Raw genomic sequence first — 18,063 nt, 5'->3', positions numbered from 1 at the left:
TCGAGAGGAAACAATGGGACAGCCGCTGCCTTTTCTGCAACGCTTCCATGGCGAAGTGACCGCCTGCGACCGGATGCAAATGTTCCACCACAAGCCGGTTACGATCTGGCTGACGGGGCTATCCGGGGCGGGTAAATCAACAATCGCTTTCGAACTCGAACGGCAGCTCGCATCGCTAGGTCACGCGTCCTATGTCCTCGACGGAGACAATATCCGCCACGGTTTGGCGTCCGACCTCGGCTTCGACAAGAAAGACCGGCGTGAAAATATTCGCCGGGTGGCGCACGTGGCCCAGTTGATGAACGACGCGGGCCTCATCGTTATCGCGGCGCTTATCTCACCCATGCGTGAAGACAGAGCGATGGCGCGCGAAATCGTTGGGCCTGGCAATTTCATCGAAACCTACCTTGCCGCCTCGGTCGACGCTTGCGCCCGTCGCGACCCGAAAGGTCTCTATGCCAAAGCCCGTGCCGGCGAGATTGCGTCGTTTACCGGCGTATCGGCACCCTATGAAATCCCGTCTGATCCAGAGTTGAAGATAGACACGGCAATGTCGACGCCGGCCGAGAGCGTAGCGCATATATTCAGCTACTTGCGCGACAAGTGCCTGATGGACACCGATTGCACGGTACCCTAGCCATATCGGACTGGTTTATCGCTTGCCCCAAAACAAAAAACCCGCATTTCTGCGGGTTTTTTGTTTTGGAAAGTACGCCTCGCGACGCACTTCCCCATGTGTTTCCAACTGAGCCTCAAACGAAACCCAAGTGAGGCTCAATCGAAAATTACATGTCCATGCCCATGCCGCCCATGCCGCCGGGCATACCGCCGCCCATCGGAGCATCTTCCTTCGGCAGTTCGCAAACAGCTGCGTCGGTGGTCAACAGCAGGCCAGCGACCGAAGCTGCGTTTTGCAGCGCCGTGCGCGTCACCTTCGTCGGGTCCACGACACCTGCGTCAACCAGGTCGACGTACTCGCCGGTTGCAGCGTTGTAGCCGTAGTTGCCCGTGCCAGCAGCAACAGCTGCCACCACGACGCTGGCTTCTTCGCCACCGTTCGTGACGATCTGACGCAGCGGCTCTTCCATCGCGCGCAGCACGATCTTGATACCTGCGTCCTGATCGGCGTTAGCGCCCTTCAGGCCAGCGATTGCCGTACGTGCACGGATCAGTGCGACGCCGCCGCCAGCAACGATGCCTTCTTCCACAGCTGCGCGCGTTGCGTGCAGTGCGTCTTCGACACGTGCCTTCTTTTCCTTCATTTCGACTTCGGTCGCAGCACCGACCTTGATCACCGCAACACCGCCGGCCAGCTTGGCCACGCGTTCTTGCAGCTTTTCACGGTCGTAGTCCGACGTAGCTTCTTCGATTTGCGTGCGAACTTGCTTCACACGTGCTTCGATCGTTGCAGCTTCGCCAGCGCCGTCGATGATCGTCGTGTTTTCCTTGCCCACTTCGATACGCTTCGCCTGGCCCAGTTCAGCCAGCGTTGCCTTTTCGAGCGTCAGGCCGGTTTCTTCAGCGATAACTTGACCGCCGGTCAGGATCGCGATGTCTTCCAGCATGGCCTTACGACGATCGCCGAAGCCCGGAGCCTTGACAGCAACCGTCTTCAGGATGCCGCGGATGTTGTTCACAACCAGCGTAGCCAGCGCTTCGCCTTCGACGTCTTCTGCGATGATCAGCAGCGGACGGCCAGCCTTAGCGACTTGTTCCAGTACCGGCAGCAGATCACGGATGTTCGAGACCTTCTTGTCGTGCAGGAGCACGAACGGGTTTTCGAGCACAGCAACTTGCTTGTCCGGGTTGTTGATGAAGTACGGCGACAGGTAGCCGCGGTCGAATTGCATACCTTCGACAACGTCCAGCTCGTCTTGCAACGACTTGCCGTCTTCAACGGTGATGACGCCTTCCTTGCCAACCTTGTCCATCGCTTCAGCGATACGATCGCCGATCGACGAGTCGCTGTTTGCCGAGATCGAACCGACTTGAGCGATTTCCTTGTTGGTCGTGCAAGGCTTGCTGATCTTGCGCAGTTCTTCGATCGCAGCGAACACAGCCTTGTCGATACCGCGCTTCAGGTCCATCGGGTTCATGCCCGATGCAACGTACTTCATGCCTTCGCGGACGATCGACTGAGCCAGAACCGTTGCGGTCGTGGTGCCGTCACCTGCGTTGTCGCTGGTCTTGGAAGCAACTTCCTTGACCATTTGTGCGCCCATGTTCTGGAGCTTGTCTTTCAGTTCGATCTCTTTCGCGACCGAAACACCATCCTTCGTGACCGTCGGGCCGCCGAAGCTGCGTTCCAGGACAACGTTGCGACCCTTCGGGCCCAGCGTGACCTTCACAGCGTTCGCGAGGATGTTCACGCCTTCAACCATCTTGGCACGGGCGGAATCACCGAATACGACGTCTTTAGCTGCCATCTTCTAACTCCTTGAATTCTTTGGGATATGACCGGGAAAAGTAGCGACTGGCGCTTACTTCTGCACCACGGCCATGATGTCTTCTTCGCGCATCACGAGCAGTTCGTTGCCGTCGACCTTGACGGTCTGGCCTGCATACTTGCCGAACAGGACGCGGTCACCAACTTTCACGTCGAGGGCGATTTGTGCGCCTTTGTCGTCACGCTTGCCCGGGCCGACTGCCAGAATTTCGCCTTGATCCGGCTTTTCTGCTGCGGCTTCGGGGATCACGATGCCCGACGCGGTCTTGGTTTCTTGATCCAGACGTTTGACGATCACGCGATCATGCAAAGGACGAAGGTTCATACATACTCCTCTCTTGATTGAGACTGAAGAACGCTGAGAAAACCCGGCTGGCTGAGCCAACCGGCGATGTTGTTAGCACTCTCGTGCAGCGAGTGCTAATTATATGGACGGGTGGTGACAAATTCAAGAAGGGATGTCGCCTTGACAGTTGTCGGTTGTCGAGATTCACTTAACTTTGAACTTTGTTCACTTAAGTTTGAACTCGCAACCGACGTCCGGACACCGCAATGGCGCGAACTTTCCATAAAAAAACAATGACTTAGAATCGGCGTCGCCGTGCTGCAGGGTCGCGCGCGCCGGCACGACACCTAGCCATTTCTGATGATGTCGCCTTGCAAAACTTAGCGAGCGGCATTCGGCCGAGGGTAAACCCCGGAATTGATCACACTCATCAGGCGCGCTCGGGGAGTTCAAAAAACACGTTGCGACTCGCGGCCGCGCCCCTATCGCTCTTCTCGTGTAACCGCTCTGGATTCAGTTGCCCGACTAATTCATCACCGGGCAGGCAATGCGATAACGACGTAACTGAAGGCACTCGCTAGCGAGAAACCTCACATCCTGTGGTCAAACGCCCCCATTCTGCAACGCTCGCGCTCAAAAATCCTTCCACGCCGTGCTGCGGCCAACGCACTACAACGCGGCCAAACCCAAGCCGCGCAGCCTCAGATTGAAGACAAGGCCAAAAATCGCACTAGGTATGGTGTATTGTTTTCCTTAGATGAAAAGCGGCAGGCTAGATCCGGCCAAAATTACCGGCGGCGTTGGTTGTCTCAGGTTTCCCCCGGAGCCTAGAACTGACTCTGCAACAGTAACTTGTCGTCAACCGAGGGCGCTTTGTGCAATGAGAGTACGCACGTCGCACCGGCCGCCGCGATCCACACGGTGCACGGAGCAATCGGAAACATACAAGGAAAAACAATGACCAAACCGTTTCAAGACCGGCGACCCGATATTGCTGGAAATCAACATATCCGAACTCCGCAACGCGAAGCATTCCAGGCGCTCGTTGAATATGCGAATGCCCCTTCCGAAACCGAGAGAGAAGTCGGAATAGTCCTGCCCGTTGGATGTGGAAAGTCCGGCACGATAACACTCGCACCTTTCGCATTTCGATCAAGTCGAGCGCTCGTGGTTGCGCCCGGGGTCTCGATTGCGAGCCAACTTGAATCGGATTTCAATCCGACCAATCCGCGAATGTTTTATCAGAAATGTCACGTCTTGGACGTTGGCCCCTACCCGGAACCGGTAGAGATACGCGGAACGACTACAAATCGCGCCGACTTAGAAGAGGCTGACGTCGTCGTGACTAACATTCAGCAGTTGCAAGGCGACGAAAATCGCTGGCTGCAAAATCTACCTGACGACTTCTTCGATCTGATCCTATTTGACGAAGGGCATCATAGCGTCGCCGCAACGTGGGAGGTGCTTAAGAATCGTTTCCCACAAGCGCGTATCGTCAATTTCAGTGCAACACCCATGCGCGCCGATGGCCAAATAATGGCGGGGCGGGTACTCTATTCTTATCCTATCTCCCGTGCGATACGTGAAGGCTACGTTAAGCATCTCAAGGCAGTTCAACTCAATCCGCGCACGCTACGTTATGTTCGACGAGCCGACGGACAAGAAATCGAAGTCACGCTAGATGAAGTCCGCCGCTTGGGCGAGCAAGAAGCGGATTTTCGCCGGAGCATCGTTACATCTGCCGAGACCCTCAATACCATCGTCGATGCCTCTATCCGGGAGCTACAGCGCTTGCGTGACGAGACGGGCGAATCTCGCCTCAAGATCATTGCGTCCGCCTTGAACTTCGAACACTGCGCCCAGATTGTCGAAGCATACCGAGCACGAGGGCAGCGAGCAGATTATGTGCATTCTCGGCAAGATGGCGCGGCGAACCAGCGGGTTATGCAGCGACTCGAGGGGCACGAACTGGACGTTATCGTGCAAGTACGAAAGCTCGGAGAAGGCTTCGATCATCCATACCTCTCTGTTGCGGCAGTTTTCAGCATATTCAGCAACCTGTCGCCCTTTGTGCAATTCGTGGGTCGTGTTATGCGGGTAATTCGGCAAAACGCACCAGATCACCCCGAAAACCGTGGCGTCGTCGTGTTCCATGCGGGCGCAAACATCGCCCGCCAATGGTCGGATTTTCAAGAGTACAGTCAGGCCGACCAAGAATATTTCGATCAGTTACTTCCGTTGGAGGGTATGGACCCGGGCAGCTCAGAAAGCGAACGTGAGATAGTCCCAGACGTGAGGCAGGAGGTAGAGGTCGAAGTTCGCGCTCAGTCGGAAGTTCACATCGAAGAATTGCCACTGCTAGCAGGAGATGAGGCTGCCGCAATCCGACTACTACAAGAGCGCGGACTCATTCCAAACGAATTCGATCCAGGAAGTCAAACGCTGAAGCCTGTGCCGACCACGAAGGTTGCACAACGCCAAGCAATGCGATCAACGCTCGCCACGCGAAGCATGAACGAGGCTGCACGCATCCTCCAGGCGCGCGGCATCAATCCGGGTGGGAGCGACCTAGATCGTCAACGGCTCGGTCGTCAGAACTTGATTGTTCTCAAATCCGCGATTGATCGGCAGGTGAATGCTGCCGTTGGTCGAAGTGCTGGTCAACGTCACGACTTTTCGCGGCAGGAACTAGACCTGATCGAAGCTAGGTTTGGCGAGCTCGTCGCAATTGCTGTGGCCGAGGTGTTTAATGGCAACTAGATCTCTAATCGATCAGGTGCAGGTCGATAGAGCACTGCACGCACACAATTGCCAAGCGAATGCAAAACATCGCATCCAAAAAGGTGATGTTCGCCTGAAGGTTCGAACTGGACGTAGCTGGGAGCACTACTGCGCCGCTTGTGCCCAAACGATTATCGAGCGAGACATTGCCAAGCTGACTGAATTGCAAAAACTAAAGCCGCAAGACGAAGGGGCGTCTTAGCAGGTAGCAGTCGCAAACGGGCGGCGCATAGACTGACGCCGCCGGCTCGGGATCTAGCATCGCCGCCTAGCCACCGAGTGTCGAGGATGCAGCCTCCATCCATCGACGCCGATACAACTGTCCGCAGTAAAAGAGTAGCAACGTGGCAAGCCAACGCATTACAGTGCGCATCTTCTTTTGCCATTCGGAGCGAGCATCTAACTGTTCGATAACGGCTGGGTACGCTGCAGCCACGTCGCTCAACCGCCTGTCGAACTCGATAAGGCTATTCTGACAATCCAACCAATGCGCTTTTTTGACGCGAATAAAATCTGGAAGGATGCTCAACGTCGATATCATCAAGGACGTCTTGGTGGTTTCGTTCGGCCCGGCTTGCAAGGCGGCGTCGATTGCGTGTTGGGCCGTGAACGCCTTCTTGAAACAATCGTCAAGCTTTGGCTGGAGTGCAATAAGTACGTTAAAACTGGACGGTAGCTGTTTTGCCAAGATGGACGTCTCAACTTTCGATATGTCGTTTTCCAGCATCTGCATACGACTTAGCTCATCGAGTAGGACTACGCTGGCGACGCGATAGTAGGAGAGATATTGAAGTTCCAAACCGAGGAGTTGGTCCGCGTCCATACCTACGGCACCAATATCTCGAGTGTGTCCCATGGTGTTTTCAAAAAATTCGCTTCGAGCCTTGTCGAATCGCTCCATCGCATTTTCAGCAGGAGCTGCTAGCAATTTCAGGGTTACCAAAGGTTGCGCAGCCTGCTCACTAAAGTCCTTGTCGGCAAGCGGAAACATGAATTCGCACATGACCAACGCGAAGACGGCCACAATCGCCGCGACGTCGACAAGCCCGAATCGCTTGGTTACGGATTCGCTTCTTTTCTTTCTTGATAGTCGAATTGCCAAGGTACGGCTGTTTGTTCGCTTGCTCATAGTCGTGAGTAAATGTATTACGTGATTGGACCGCGGAGCAATGTGCGCTGCGGGATGTGGAATGTGGGATTTTCGGTTGATGCTTTCAGTTGATGCTCTTTGAACGACGTCCCTCGGATTAAACGTTCGCTCGTGAAAGCAAAGGACCGAAGTACGCGTACCGCCCCGCACGACCCGCTTTTATCGCTCGTATCCCTTTGGATTGCCAGCGTGACGCGCGCCTCTGGCATCGATGTCGACGATCGGAGCAACGCGACGCATGTTCAATGAAGAAAGTCGGCCGACCTCGCTTGACGGGCACTTGCAGCCAGACGTTATTGCGATCAGCCGAGAAACAGCAACTACCGCGGCCAGCGCGCTCACATATGGCGCGGCGACGCTCGCCCCGACCACCTCCGCCGCTCCACAGCGACCGATTTCCCCCAACAGGTGCTGATAAGCGTGCACCTGAGGAATTTCATCGTCAGTCTTCGCATCCGTTTGGTTCGCGAAGTGTTTGTCGATTGGCCGCGCACTGTCGAATATGGTTACGCGGTAACGATCGAAATCGCTCGCACTCCGGCCCAGCCCCGCATCGACGATACAGTCGAACCCGATACTGGCCAAACGCTTGCGTGCCTCGATTTTGTCGACACCACAGAGCGCAATGCGCGGGTCAGCGTCATCGAGTCGGTCTGTGGCGGCAAGCATCCTGTCAATACGTCTTACGTCGAAGCCCTTGCGCAACGCCCATTGCTCCGCAATCCGCGTCTTAAGAACCCCATAGGTATCGTCTCCAACAAGGACCGACGTGGCCCAATTTTCTTCGCTGATCTTGTCTCGGTCTTGGAGGACAAGAGAGACTTCGCTGGGATTTTCATATGGCAGCGCGGCCAGCGCCCAGAGGAATGCTTGACCAAGGTTTCCTAGCCCAATCAGCCACAGGGCTCCGGGCAGAAAAACCTCCGAAAAGCCCGGGGCATCCTCTTTTCCCTCGACCGTCGTCCAGAGTTCGACTTCCGACCGCAAATCGAAGCACTGTCCCCGTTCGGCCTGAAAGGCCATACCAACGGCCAGCGCCGCGGCAGCGATTCCCACGAGCGGATTGCCACTATGCTCGCAAACGCACGCCTGAGGGTGCGCCGTACCGGCCCGCCATCCGTTCCACCAGACCCCTACAGACCAGTCGTCCTCCGGCATCGGCGCAGTTCCGATAACGATTCTGCGCGAAGGCACGCCTTCGAAGTCATGAGCCCCGACTTCCGTCGCGGCGTCGCCAAGCGCGGCCGAGGACAAAGGAAACGCAGAATTATGCAGTTGGTCAACGGCGCCAATCACCCGGACACCACCGACAAAAGTTCGGCGGCCTACCGATACGGCGGTCAGCACAGCGGCATGGGCGGCAGGAGACACTGCATCGGGGCCAACTACTATCTCAAGGGTTAGCGCTCGCAATCTTCCCTGTGCTTCATCGAACGTTATCTGTTCACTGTCGACGAGAATCTTTGCAAGGCGCGAGACATGACGATCTAATGCCATTTTGGCCACCATCCGATATGAACCGGGGACGGACGTTCGTGGCTACGATCGCGCCAGTGCCGTGCTCCCAGATATTCGTGGACACCAATTGCGCCTGGGCGCGTTTCCTTGGCCGCGTAGTGAGGAAGGATGAAAGCGACGTGGCCGACTTCCGCCACGATCGGATTCGCCTGATCAGATTGGCTTTGCTGAAAGCCGCCTGGATGGACGTGTACATCGGCGACGACATTCTTGCCCGTCTTCCGGCAATGATTCCAAAGGTCCCCAAGCCGGCGGCCGTCGATCTCGACGATGCCAGTTCGCAACGCGTTCGGATCGATGTCGTCATAGAAAACAAATTCTTCAATGCGCCGCGCCTTTGTCTTCGTGCCCAAAAGGAACGCGCCGCTCTCGCGACGGCCCGCCGCGCGCCGACGAAGTTCTGCGACACCCGCATCCCAGACCGCCGCGTCACAGAAGATTTCAGGCCGCGGTCCGAACGCAGCGCGCGCGAGCGTTGCTATTAAGGATGCCATACAGGTCCTCGAAGATGAACGTCAGGCGCCGCTCAGGGCGCCATGCCAAGTGGGGATAGTTAGCAGCGTTGTTGTTGTGTGGACCCGTCATCCTTTCCCAAGGTCGATAGACTGTGTCAGATCCCCAATGCTGGAACGTAATAAGGACACGCTGACCGCCTTTCGGACGTCGATCGATTGCCAGCGGCTGGTTGACCTTATGGTCCCAAATCCGGACCGTCGGTGACTGACCGGGGTAATTGGATAGCTCCGCCCTGAACCCATACTCGCTGTGCGATCCGTCCGGCTCGGTCGCCGAGATCGCAAAGTCGAGCGTTGGAAAGGTGTAAGCAATGACCCGCCAACGACCAGTCTCTAAGCCGCTCACAAAGTCACTGTCCTGAAAGTCGGCCTCGACGCGAGCCGCGCTCGGGTCGACAATCACAGGCAGCTCCCGTTGGCGATATCACCGCGGACAAGATCAAGCGCGAGCTCGTGCTGACGGCCGGCGAGATGGCCCACATGTTCAGTCAAGGGCAACTCTTCTTTCTGACCGTGGCGGGCGAGTTCAAATTCAGTCGCCATGCTCGGATCAATGTTGAACACTTCAATAGCCCAGGCAAGAAGCTTTTCGAGAGGTTCGCGCCGCTTGAATTCGCCACGATGTTCGCCAGCCTGGTAATAGATCGTCACCGCAACCTGACCGACATGATGGACGTGATGACGGCGTTGATGGGGATAGTCCGCATCAACCAGCATTGCCTCTATCAATTGTTCGTCTTCGCCCTCGCGGACGAGGACCAGTTCTTCGATGGCGCAACCGCGTTCGACAGAAATAATCTGAAGAATCGTTGTTACGCTCTGGCCCTCGCAGAGCGTAACAATCCGTTCCTCTGAGAGGCCAGTCTTCACGGGCACAGAGAAGTTGTGAGCCGCCACCGCACCCTTAACGGCGCGATGGTCGTCGGCGTGTTCCATTTCATGGGTACCCATAGCCAAACCTTTCAATTTTATTTCAATCGCAAGATCGGCCAAGGCCGCCGATCACCTGTCGAACGCGAGACCTGATCGACAAGATTAATGTACCAGATCGTTTTGATGATGTAAACAGATCATGATGATGCGTGTTGCGCATCATCGTAAAATGCGCGATCCTTTGCCCAGTACCCGAGGAGATTTGAATGACCACCGCCCAAGACGAGCGACTAAGATTCATCGATTTTCGACTGATGTTTCTTGGTGACGTCAGCAGACAAGACCTAACCGATCGCTTTGGCATCTCTGAACCTGCCGCGACCCGGGATCTCACCCAATATCGCGAGCAGCGCCCAGAGAATCTCGAATACAGCCACGCGGAACGCAGCTATCTCCCGAGTGAAAGCTTCTCGCCTTTGTACGCACATGAAAGCGCAGATGCGTTGGCGACAATCGCGCACGGCCATTTAGCCCTTCCACGCCAAGAAAAAAAGCCGCTGCTCAGATGTGACCTTCCGATTCAGTTGGACCGTCCGGACCCGCGAGTAGTCGCCGTCATCACAAAAGCAATAAATCGCCGACACATCATCTCGATCGACTACAGGTCTCACAGCAGCGGGGAGACACGCCGACAAATCGCTCCGTTCGCGTTAGTGGACAACGGGCTTCGATGGCACATACGCGCCTTCGATCGCCGTCGGAACCGATTTTCCGATTTCGTAATCGCACGAATCAGCAACCCAGAATTGGAGAACTCCATTCCTCTTTCCCAGGAGCATTGGGAGTACGACATTCAATGGAACCGCATCGTTGAACTTGAACTTGTGCCGCATCCCAAGCGCCCCCACGCCGAGACAACAGCTTTTGAATACGGTATGGAAGATGGAGTGCTACGGTCGCGTGTTAGAGCGGCCGCGGCGGGCTATTTTTTGCGCCGGTGGAACGTTGACTGCTCTCCCGACCATCGGCTCGAGGGGAACGAGTATCAACTGTGGCTAAGAAATAGAGAGACACTGTATGGCGTAGAAACATTAGAGATCGCGCCTGGATACGCCTCAGCCGCCTAACGACAGCAACATATCGCCACTAACCACGAAGCGAACGGATGTCGGGATCACGACGGCGCAACAAATCGCTGCTGCGGAAACCTATTTGAGCGCTTTATCAAAATTGGCTGTAGTGCTTTGTGGCTTGCCCGGCAACGAGGCAGCGGACATGCGCGGCAGATCACTTTTGGACATTTGATTGAGCCTATGAGCACTTGGCTACACAGGAGCAAACTATGAGCACCAAAGCGACCTTGGCGCATCATCATTCGGAACAGGTTGGCGAACCTTCCTGGCATTTCTACGAAGAAGTGTTCGAAGTGGGCGTTGTCTATCTGGAACTGCGCGGTGTCAGCGTGGAACTGCAAACACGGGAGCGAGGTGGTGCTGACGTGGTTGTGCGCCTGCCAATCGAAACGGCCAAGCAGCTCGGTTTGCACACTAACGTCTCGTCCGAGCGGTGGAAGTCAGCGTGCGACAGCGACAAGACAGCGCCACTCGATCGGATGCGTGGCTCGGTCCATCGTTATGACGAGCCGACTGATCCCGTTTAACCAGACCATGATCGAACGCAAGCGGATCCGCGTAACAACGGCGGCCGGTGCGGGATGATAGCTTGCGCGCGTCCTGCTCTCCCGCTCGGAACGCCACAATCTCGACGTCGCAATACAAGTGATAGGCTCGGCCTCTTTCAAAGGTGTCGACGCCTGTAGTTCACACCACAGCGAGCTATTTCTCCAAAGCCTGCACGTCGGGTTCCGTTCAACGCCGCTTGCGATACGCTGTCTGAGTGGCGGGTGCATACGGCAATTTCATCCGCCGCTTCGGTGCAGTCGCCGTCTCCGAAGCTGATACAAGCCGCCCGAGTGTCGTGGCGGCGCCCGGAGTGTGTGACTGTAGCCATGCTGTGACGACGTCATCACGCATCCAGCCCCTGACGAAGCTTGCGGCCAAGGCGAGACAGCAAAGGTCATCGTGATAGCTCGGCGTCAAGAACCGTACCGTCTCCTGCATGTGCGTAAGACCCTTTTCCATCCTGGAAAGCAGCCTTGCGCGATGGCGGTCAGACTGCCGGCCGCGCGGGTCGTCGGCGCGTTGTGATGCACGAGTGGCTGCGAGTAACGCGCGCGCAAGATCGCCCGAACAGTTGTCCTCCCCAACCATCACCAGCGCTGCGGCCAACTGACGCAATGTGACCATCCGTCTGAGCGCAGCCACAGTGCGGTCCGGCAGTCGGTATCCAGCCAGCAGTGCGAGTGCCTCCGGACAGATGCCTGCCGGACCTGCCGGTCCTGTGGAGCTCTCCACGGCCCGGGCGACGAATCTGGCAGGACGGGCGGTGGTCATGAATTCCTTCCGCTCAGGCGATCTCGAAGCAGTCGTGGCATCGTAACGAACCCCTGACGTCTTAGCAGCGCCACAAACGCGGGATCGGACAATAGCTCTCGCAGTACGTTTTCCAGAACGGCCATCTCCGTTCGGACGGATTCCATCCGTCTAAAAAGAGTCTGCTGCCGCGCGCGTTCGAGCATGAAAACCTTTCGCGCCCTGGCTTCGGGCGTTGATTTCCGGTTCGCGGGACACCGGTCGTCGCGCAACGAGGCCTGACCCTGGCCGTCCGCCGGGACAGCCAGATCCGGACTGACTGGAATCGCCCGTGCCATAGCATCTACCTCACGGCCGAACTGGGGACCGTCGGCAGCACTTCGAGCGAAACAGTGTCTGCTAGCGCAAGCAGTGCTTTCAGATCGAGACGTCGGTACGGTTCAAAATGGGACTGGCCATGACGGAACACCACGGTGTATTCGCCTGCACGGAGACTGCCGCGCGGCAGGATATGGAAATCAAGCAGTTCTGTGCCCGCGCGTTCGATACGAACATAAATCAGAAAGTCGATCGCGAAGCAGTCCGGCCAACGTGCGGTCCAGTACGGCAGGTGTCCCTGGATCATCCACGGACGGCGCACGACCAGTTGCATCCGTAGCGCGCCATCTACGCACAGCGTGGCGGTGTGCTTTTCATAGCGAACCTCGTGTCCGAGTTCGCACAGCATCGCAGTAACACTGTCCGCGACGTGTCGTTCCATACGGCGTTCGACGCATCGGTTTTCGGAGCGCTCCGGATCGAGGTTCGGCGCGTAGCCGATGACTTTGTACGCTTCGTTGAGACTGCCAAACTCGTGCGCCACCTGCTCCGCCGATGGCGCGCTTCGGTAGTGTCTCAGTAACTTCTGGTTGATTTTGCCTGTCCGGCTTATGACCTTGCGCATGCCTTCAATGATCTCTTCACGCGTCGGTCCGCGCCGGCTATGCGCGAGCCTGGCCTGAACCGCCGCAAAGAGCCGCCTGTCAACCACAGCGGCGAACGCGCCCGGTACCCTTATCCACTCGTCATGGGGAACCTGTCGCCAAGGACTATCGAGTTTGGACGTCGTGCGACTGTACACGTTGGTGCCGATGTATTTCTCATTGCGTAGGATCTGCATGACGTTCTGCCCCTGCCAGGGGTGCCCGCCCGCGTTGACGATCCCAAAGTCGTTCAGGCGTCGCGCTATGCCAGTCGCCGTGACCGGTTGCGTCGCATACCACTCGAACATTTTACGAACGATGGCCGCTTCGCCCGTGGAATCCGGGACAACGATGACACGATCGGTCTGCACGTTCTTGTATTCATGGCGGCCAAGTGGTTGTCGGATCTCCCTGCGGGCATTGACGAGCACGCGGCGCAGACCGTAACCCACAGGCCCCGCAGTGTGAAATCCGCGCTGGACGTTCAGACAGTGGCCTAGAAATATCTTGCGCGACATCTCCCGACTGAATTCACCGGCCATCGCCCGCTTCATCGCTTTCAACACCGACGAAAGTGGACTACCGTCGTTCTCAAAGGGCTCAGCGACATAAATAATGTTCACGCCAGCGCGGCGGCATGTGTACTCATAGAAGGCGCTCTCATCGACATCCTGGAAACGTCCCCAGCGACTGACGTCGTACACGAGAACGCTGGAAAACCTGCGAGCGGGATTTTCCACATCGAGCAGCAGTTGGATCAACGCCGGCCGATCGCGCAATGTGAGACCGCTGATGCCCGCGTCTTCGTAGTCCCGCACGATCCGTATATTGTGCGTGGCTGCATACCGGGCAATCGCTTCGCGCTGAAAGAGCGGAGAGTACTCCTGGTGATCGGTGGACATGCGAATGTACTGCGCGGCCCGAGGCGGCGCAGCCGGGTGAGTAGAAGGCGTCCGTGCGGGGGACATGGAGGCTCGACTGACGGTAAGCTTCAGTGCTAGTGTTTTTCGCCACGAAGTCAAGATCGGCGATGACGCTTGCCGCGAGAGGCGGCCGACATTATTGCCCTGCGCCCGCTCCAGCCCTGCATCAGAAACATTCGCGGCGACGTTGCGCGTGGAATTACCTGGGGCCGGTAATTCGCAGGGCTACGAACGCTTAAAGCCCGGACGCAGCTCCCGTGAGATTCATGCGATCACGGTTGTGAAGGCTTATTCACTCAGTTCAGCGTCACTCTGCTCCGGTCGCTGACGATCCGTGCACGGGCGTCGGACGGCTGAAATCGGCAATATGCGACAGGTTGCTAAATCGGCGAAATTGCTCCGACTCCGCTGAAGCCGCCATACACTAACTACGGGGTCTTAACGTTGGCAGGAGCAGGTCCTGCGAGAAAGTCGATGCGTGGCCCACGTTGGCAGGACCATTCTTCTGCCCAGGTTGACGCTGCCTTCCCGAAAGCTGCTGCTTCTGACGCTGCACGGAGGTTCCATTGAACGGAACACAGGCGAACAAATGCACCGGGGTTCGCCTTCATGCGACGACTGTTATCGAGGACGGCCGTCGACGTACGATTATCGTCTGTGCCAACATGCTGGACGTCACCCAGACGAACAGTGCTCACGATCAACCATGCGGGGTTCGGGACACTTCGCGAGGTGTTCACGTTGCAACTAAAGCAGCACGACACAATGCTGACCGGATGCGGTACAACTGATGATCAAATCTACCGGATTGGACGAGGAAGCACGCGCCGAACTGCTCTGTTATCTTGCAATAGCGCAGCTTGTCGCCAGGGCGCGCAGCGGTGATTGGCTACGCACAGATCACCTCGTCGAGTCGACCCGCATCTGGCTTGCAGGAAACGGCGCGACGGCCAACTGGTCAGAGCGAGTGCAACTTGGTGCTCTCTCAGAAAAGATCGCGCTCGACTTGACAGGTCTGCCGGGCTTCGGCGACACGGAATACCTGGCAAGACTGTTCACGGACGGCTGGAGACTGGACTATCGATCGCCTGTTGTGTGTGAAATCTACTCAGCTTGCGTGGCCGAGCTGAGCGGGGAAGCATGACCTCGAATCACACTGCCTTCGACCGTGTAGCTATCGACGTTGACTAGGGTGTCGCGCTCGTCGAATGAGAATGGCGGACGTCGCATCGGGCGAAATCGACCCGTTTAAGCCATTCAGGGCTGCAGAAAACGGTCATTCAAGGAATTCGATAACTGGCTTTCATGGAGCGTCATGGAAGTGCGTCGTGACGGGATCATGATGCCGACGCTGACCCTCGCAACCTGCAGAGAAGCACATTCGTGCGGGCGAGAAATGATGACCGGAGCCAGACTTCGACCGGGCGCCGACCATTACACGATTGCGCCTGGTCAAATCCAAAGCCGGCAGGGTCCTGCGCGAAAGCTTCTTGACTTCCCTGTCTGAACCGCTATCACGGAGCTTTGAATCGGCGGACATTTTCCATGGCTCCCCGTTTTCGGGTTCGTGGACGAAGCGATACTGCACTATTAGCCGCGCAGTATGTGCGCATGTCCACGGAATACCAGAAGTACTCCCCGGAGAACCAGAAGCTCGAAATCGCCGGGTATGCCCAGGCGCACCGGATAGAAATTATCCGGACATACGAGGATGCCGGCAGGAGTGGCCTCACCTTGCGCGACCGACCAGCCTTGTGTCAATTGCTTCTGGACGTACAAAAACAGGAGCGCGATTTCAACGTACTGCTCGTATACGACATAAGCAGATGGGGACGGTTTCAGGAAGTCGACGAGAGCGCGCATTACGAGTATCTGTGCCGCTGCGCTGGTGTCCAGGTCATCTACTGCAAGGAACCCTTCGAGAATGACTGCAGCCCTGCGTCGAACATCATAAAAACACTGAAACGTGCGATGGCTGGTGAGTACAGTCGCGAGCTCTCTGCAAAGGTCTTTCAGGGGCAGTGCAGAGCAGCTGGACGTGGATTCCGGCAGGGAGCCGCGCCGGGCTACGGCCTGCGCCGGTTACTCGTCGACGACATGGGAACCGAAAAAATCCCGCTCAGGAACCACGAGCGAAAAAACATCCAGTCGGACCACGTCACGATTATCCATGGTCCCGCAAACGAAGTCGCTCTCATTCGCCGCGTCTACGAATGGTTTATTGAAGGAGGAATCTCCACTGGACGCATTGCCACGCGTCTCAATGACTTTGGTTTGCGCAACGCCCAGGGGCTCCCATGGCGCAGAGACTCAATTGCTCAACTGCTCACCGCCGAGAAGTACGTCGGCAATAACGTGTACAACCGTACATCCGTACGCCTTAACACACCCAGGATCTGTAATCCGCCGTCCGAATGGGTCCGGGCGATCGGAGCGTTCAGGCCAGTCGTGAGCGCTGAGGAATTCAACGCCGTCCAACGGATACGAGACCGGCGGGCGCATAGACTTTCGAATGAGGATCTGCTCGAGGGACTTTCCGCTCTACGAGATCGCCTTGGCCGCCTCTCTGCCGTCGAGATAGGCAAAGACCCTTTTCTGCCAGGGCAGAACTACTACAGACGCAGATTCGGAAGCCTAACGCGAGCCTACAAGGCGATCGGCTTCGAAACGAATCGGAACTATGAGTACCTGAACGTCGTTCGCGACGCTCGCCATCTGCAGACAAGGCTGTGTGAAGTTATCGTCACCCGTCTGACCGAGGCCGGCCATCACGTGGTCAGTTCAGCCGACAGGTCCGTTATATGCGTGAATGGGGAACTCCGTCTCCGGGTCACCGCGCGAGCTGCGTCCGCCACGATTTACAGACCTCTCCACTGGAAAATTTCATGGCCAACCCTTTACCCGATCGATCTACTGGTGATTGCACGGGCTGACCGGATGGCAAAGGGATTCCTCGATTTCTTCGTCTTTCCCAAGGGTAGTCTTGGGCCAGAAAAACTCACCATCCTTACTGAAGAAAACCGCTCACGGCTGAACATGTTCCGACATCTGAACCTGAAAGTCCTGCTGACCCTCGCCGAACGTAGTCCACTGGAGGCATTCAATGCATGCGGAACAATCCCGGACAACGAGCATCCCTCTGGACCGTATCAGGATCCTGAATCCGAGGGCACGCAACAGGCGTAAGCATCAGGAGATCGTAGAGAGCATCGGTGCGGTGGGCCTTAAACGACCCATTACCGTGAGCAGGCGTGGAGATGTCGATGGCGTTGAGACATTCGATCTCGTATGCGGGCAAGGGCGACTCGAGGCGGTCAGGATGCTCGGCTACGCCGAGATTCCGGCATACGTCGTCGAGAGTAGCGAGCAGGATTGCATGGTGATGAGCCTGGTTGAAAACGTCGCCCGAAGAAACCACTCGGCACCGGAACTGTTGCGTGAGATCGACGCGCTCCGGGGCGCCGGTTACAGCGACCCCGAAATCGCCACGAAAGTGGGATTGTCGGTCGCCTACCTTCAGGACGTTCTGATGCTCATGGAGCATGGAGAAGAACGACTGCTCGCCGCCGTTGACAGCGGAACGGTCCCTATCGCTCTCGCAATCCAGATTTCGAGAGCTACTGATACTGAAGTCCAGCGCGCACTCGCGGACGCATATGCCGCAGGCGCACTAAAAGGTCGACAGATCGCCATCGTCCGTCGCCTGATCCAACGCCGCGCGCTCACAGGAAACGCGATTCCCAGGCACGGGACATCTTCGACGGAGTCGCAGGCGCTCACGCCCGAGCGATTGCGAAAGATGTACATCAAGGCAGGCGAGAAACAGCGCCTGCTGGTGAAAAAGGCCGAACTCGTCGACATCCGTCTGAATTTTCTGGTCGAGGCGCTTCGCGACCTGCTGGGTAATCCCGACTTTGTGGAGACGCTCAGGAGCGAGGGATTCGCTACCCTGCCGCACGCGTTACAACAACGAATTTTCAGGGAGGCAACGTGAATCAACCTCATGCGACCGCACAGCCCATCCTGCGGCAAGCTTTCGCGTCCGAAACACGAATGCTGAAGCTCAAGTGCGCATTTCGCCGAAGCCGAACAGAGATTTCGGTTGATGTCGAACAGGGTTTTCGCTGGAAGATGAACACGCGTTTCGGTTGAAGTCGAACAAAGACGCTGGTGTTCC

The 18,063-nt window shown here is 56.9% G+C and carries 16 protein-coding genes; 8 read left to right on the top strand and 8 right to left on the bottom strand.

The genetic code is table 11. The features are described 5' to 3' along the window. The first annotated feature begins 13 nt into the window (after positions 1-13). On the top strand, positions 14-637 hold the full coding sequence (gene cysC, locus R8871_RS23190; protein ID WP_175052575.1) for an adenylyl-sulfate kinase: 624 nt from the start codon (positions 14-16) through the stop codon (positions 635-637). 148 nt (positions 638-785) lie between these two features. On the opposite strand, the gene groL is transcribed toward cysC, so the two are convergent. Together groL and groES are read right to left on the bottom strand one after the other, a co-directional pair. Beyond that, complete coding sequence (gene groL, locus R8871_RS23185) at positions 786-2,426, bottom strand: chaperonin GroEL (RefSeq protein ID WP_054041672.1); 1,641 nt, start codon at positions 2,424-2,426, stop codon at positions 786-788. Between the two features lie 54 nt (positions 2,427-2,480). After that, on the bottom strand, positions 2,481-2,771 hold the full coding sequence (groES, locus tag R8871_RS23180; RefSeq protein ID WP_007178996.1) for a co-chaperone GroES: 291 nt from the start codon (positions 2,769-2,771) through the stop codon (positions 2,481-2,483). Between the two features lie 918 nt (positions 2,772-3,689). Here groES and R8871_RS23175 point away from each other — a divergent pair. Beyond that, the gene (locus R8871_RS23175; protein WP_175052574.1) at positions 3,690-5,492 is read left to right on the top strand and encodes a DEAD/DEAH box helicase; all 1,803 of its coding nucleotides are present in this window, start codon (positions 3,690-3,692) and stop codon (positions 5,490-5,492) included. Between the two features lie 289 nt (positions 5,493-5,781). Here R8871_RS23175 and R8871_RS23170 read toward each other — a convergent pair whose 3' ends face one another. Then, positions 5,782-6,615, bottom strand: a complete 834-nt coding sequence (locus tag R8871_RS23170) for a hypothetical protein (RefSeq protein WP_175052573.1) — start codon at positions 6,613-6,615, stop codon at positions 5,782-5,784. A gap of 207 nt (positions 6,616-6,822) precedes the next feature. Next, a complete protein-coding gene (locus R8871_RS23165; protein WP_175052572.1) occupies positions 6,823-8,160 on the bottom strand; it encodes a hypothetical protein in 1,338 nt (445 codons plus the stop codon). A gap of 77 nt (positions 8,161-8,237) precedes the next feature. On the opposite strand from R8871_RS23165, the gene R8871_RS23160 reads away from it, so the two are divergent. After that, on the top strand, positions 8,238-8,666 hold the full coding sequence (locus R8871_RS23160) for a hypothetical protein (RefSeq protein WP_175052571.1): 429 nt from the start codon (positions 8,238-8,240) through the stop codon (positions 8,664-8,666). Here the strand turns inward: R8871_RS23160 and R8871_RS38940 are convergent. Continuing rightward, the gene (locus R8871_RS38940; protein WP_456095317.1) at positions 8,623-9,042 is read right to left on the bottom strand and encodes a DUF7665 family protein; all 420 of its coding nucleotides are present in this window, start codon (positions 9,040-9,042) and stop codon (positions 8,623-8,625) included. The genes R8871_RS23160 and R8871_RS38940 overlap by 44 nt on opposite strands. 53 nt (positions 9,043-9,095) lie before the next feature. Continuing rightward, the gene (locus R8871_RS23155; RefSeq protein WP_175052570.1) at positions 9,096-9,689 is read right to left on the bottom strand and encodes a hypothetical protein; all 594 of its coding nucleotides are present in this window, start codon (positions 9,687-9,689) and stop codon (positions 9,096-9,098) included. Positions 9,690-9,835: 146 nt separating this feature from the next. On the opposite strand from R8871_RS23155, the gene R8871_RS23150 reads away from it, so the two are divergent. Then, the gene (locus R8871_RS23150; RefSeq protein WP_175052569.1) at positions 9,836-10,696 is read left to right on the top strand and encodes a helix-turn-helix transcriptional regulator; all 861 of its coding nucleotides are present in this window, start codon (positions 9,836-9,838) and stop codon (positions 10,694-10,696) included. Between the two features lie 215 nt (positions 10,697-10,911). Then, positions 10,912-11,229, top strand: coding sequence for a hypothetical protein (locus tag R8871_RS23145; protein WP_175052568.1), 318 nt, complete (start codon positions 10,912-10,914; stop codon positions 11,227-11,229). Positions 11,230-11,437: 208 nt separating this feature from the next. Here the strand turns inward: R8871_RS23145 and R8871_RS38865 are convergent, their stop codons facing one another. Continuing rightward, positions 11,438-12,022, bottom strand: coding sequence for a plasmid partitioning protein RepB C-terminal domain-containing protein (locus tag R8871_RS38865; protein ID WP_175052567.1), 585 nt, complete (start codon positions 12,020-12,022; stop codon positions 11,438-11,440). Between the two features lie 322 nt (positions 12,023-12,344). Next, positions 12,345-13,931, bottom strand: coding sequence for a recombinase family protein (locus R8871_RS23135; RefSeq protein WP_281370249.1), 1,587 nt, complete (start codon positions 13,929-13,931; stop codon positions 12,345-12,347). A gap of 745 nt (positions 13,932-14,676) precedes the next feature. On the opposite strand from R8871_RS23135, the gene R8871_RS23130 reads away from it, so the two are divergent. From R8871_RS23130 to R8871_RS23120, 3 genes are all read left to right on the top strand, one after another. After that, positions 14,677-15,030, top strand: a complete 354-nt coding sequence (locus tag R8871_RS23130) for a hypothetical protein (RefSeq protein ID WP_175052565.1) — start codon at positions 14,677-14,679, stop codon at positions 15,028-15,030. Between the two features lie 401 nt (positions 15,031-15,431). Beyond that, positions 15,432-17,072 carry a recombinase family protein gene (locus tag R8871_RS23125; RefSeq protein ID WP_175052564.1) on the top strand — a complete coding sequence of 547 codons (1,641 nt, stop codon included), beginning with the start codon at positions 15,432-15,434 and terminating at the stop codon, positions 17,070-17,072. Next, complete coding sequence (locus R8871_RS23120; RefSeq protein ID WP_175052563.1) at positions 16,990-17,880, top strand: plasmid partitioning protein RepB C-terminal domain-containing protein; 891 nt, start codon at positions 16,990-16,992, stop codon at positions 17,878-17,880. Before R8871_RS23125 ends, R8871_RS23120 begins: the two co-directional genes overlap by 83 nt. The last annotated feature ends 183 nt before the right edge of the window (positions 17,881-18,063 follow it).

Origin of the sequence: Paraburkholderia sediminicola, from assembly GCF_902859805.1 — a bacterium.
Classification (GTDB): domain Bacteria; phylum Pseudomonadota; class Gammaproteobacteria; order Burkholderiales; family Burkholderiaceae; genus Paraburkholderia; species Paraburkholderia sediminicola.
This window is presented reverse-complemented; position numbering and strand designations above follow the sequence as displayed.

What these genes read in the sequence shown, in the direction of transcription:
- cysC (WP_175052575.1), top strand. Translation starts at nt 14, where the DNA reads ATGGGACAGCCGCTGCCTTTTCTGCAACGCTTCCATGGCGAAGTGACC.
- groL (WP_054041672.1), bottom strand. Translation starts at nt 2,426, where the DNA reads ATGGCAGCTAAAGACGTCGTATTCGGTGATTCCGCCCGTGCCAAGATG.
- groES (WP_007178996.1), bottom strand. Translation starts at nt 2,771, where the DNA reads ATGAACCTTCGTCCTTTGCATGATCGCGTGATCGTCAAACGTCTGGAT.
- R8871_RS23175 (WP_175052574.1), top strand. Translation starts at nt 3,690, where the DNA reads ATGACCAAACCGTTTCAAGACCGGCGACCCGATATTGCTGGAAATCAA.
- R8871_RS23165 (WP_175052572.1), bottom strand. Translation starts at nt 8,160, where the DNA reads ATGGCATTAGATCGTCATGTCTCGCGCCTTGCAAAGATTCTCGTCGAC.
- R8871_RS23150 (WP_175052569.1), top strand. Translation starts at nt 9,836, where the DNA reads ATGACCACCGCCCAAGACGAGCGACTAAGATTCATCGATTTTCGACTG.
- R8871_RS23145 (WP_175052568.1), top strand. Translation starts at nt 10,912, where the DNA reads ATGAGCACCAAAGCGACCTTGGCGCATCATCATTCGGAACAGGTTGGC.
- R8871_RS38865 (WP_175052567.1), bottom strand. Translation starts at nt 12,022, where the DNA reads ATGACCACCGCCCGTCCTGCCAGATTCGTCGCCCGGGCCGTGGAGAGC.
- R8871_RS23135 (WP_281370249.1), bottom strand. Translation starts at nt 13,931, where the DNA reads ATGTCCCCCGCACGGACGCCTTCTACTCACCCGGCTGCGCCGCCTCGG.
- R8871_RS23130 (WP_175052565.1), top strand. Translation starts at nt 14,677, where the DNA reads ATGATCAAATCTACCGGATTGGACGAGGAAGCACGCGCCGAACTGCTC.
- R8871_RS23125 (WP_175052564.1), top strand. Translation starts at nt 15,432, where the DNA reads ATGGCTCCCCGTTTTCGGGTTCGTGGACGAAGCGATACTGCACTATTA.
- R8871_RS23120 (WP_175052563.1), top strand. Translation starts at nt 16,990, where the DNA reads ATGCATGCGGAACAATCCCGGACAACGAGCATCCCTCTGGACCGTATC.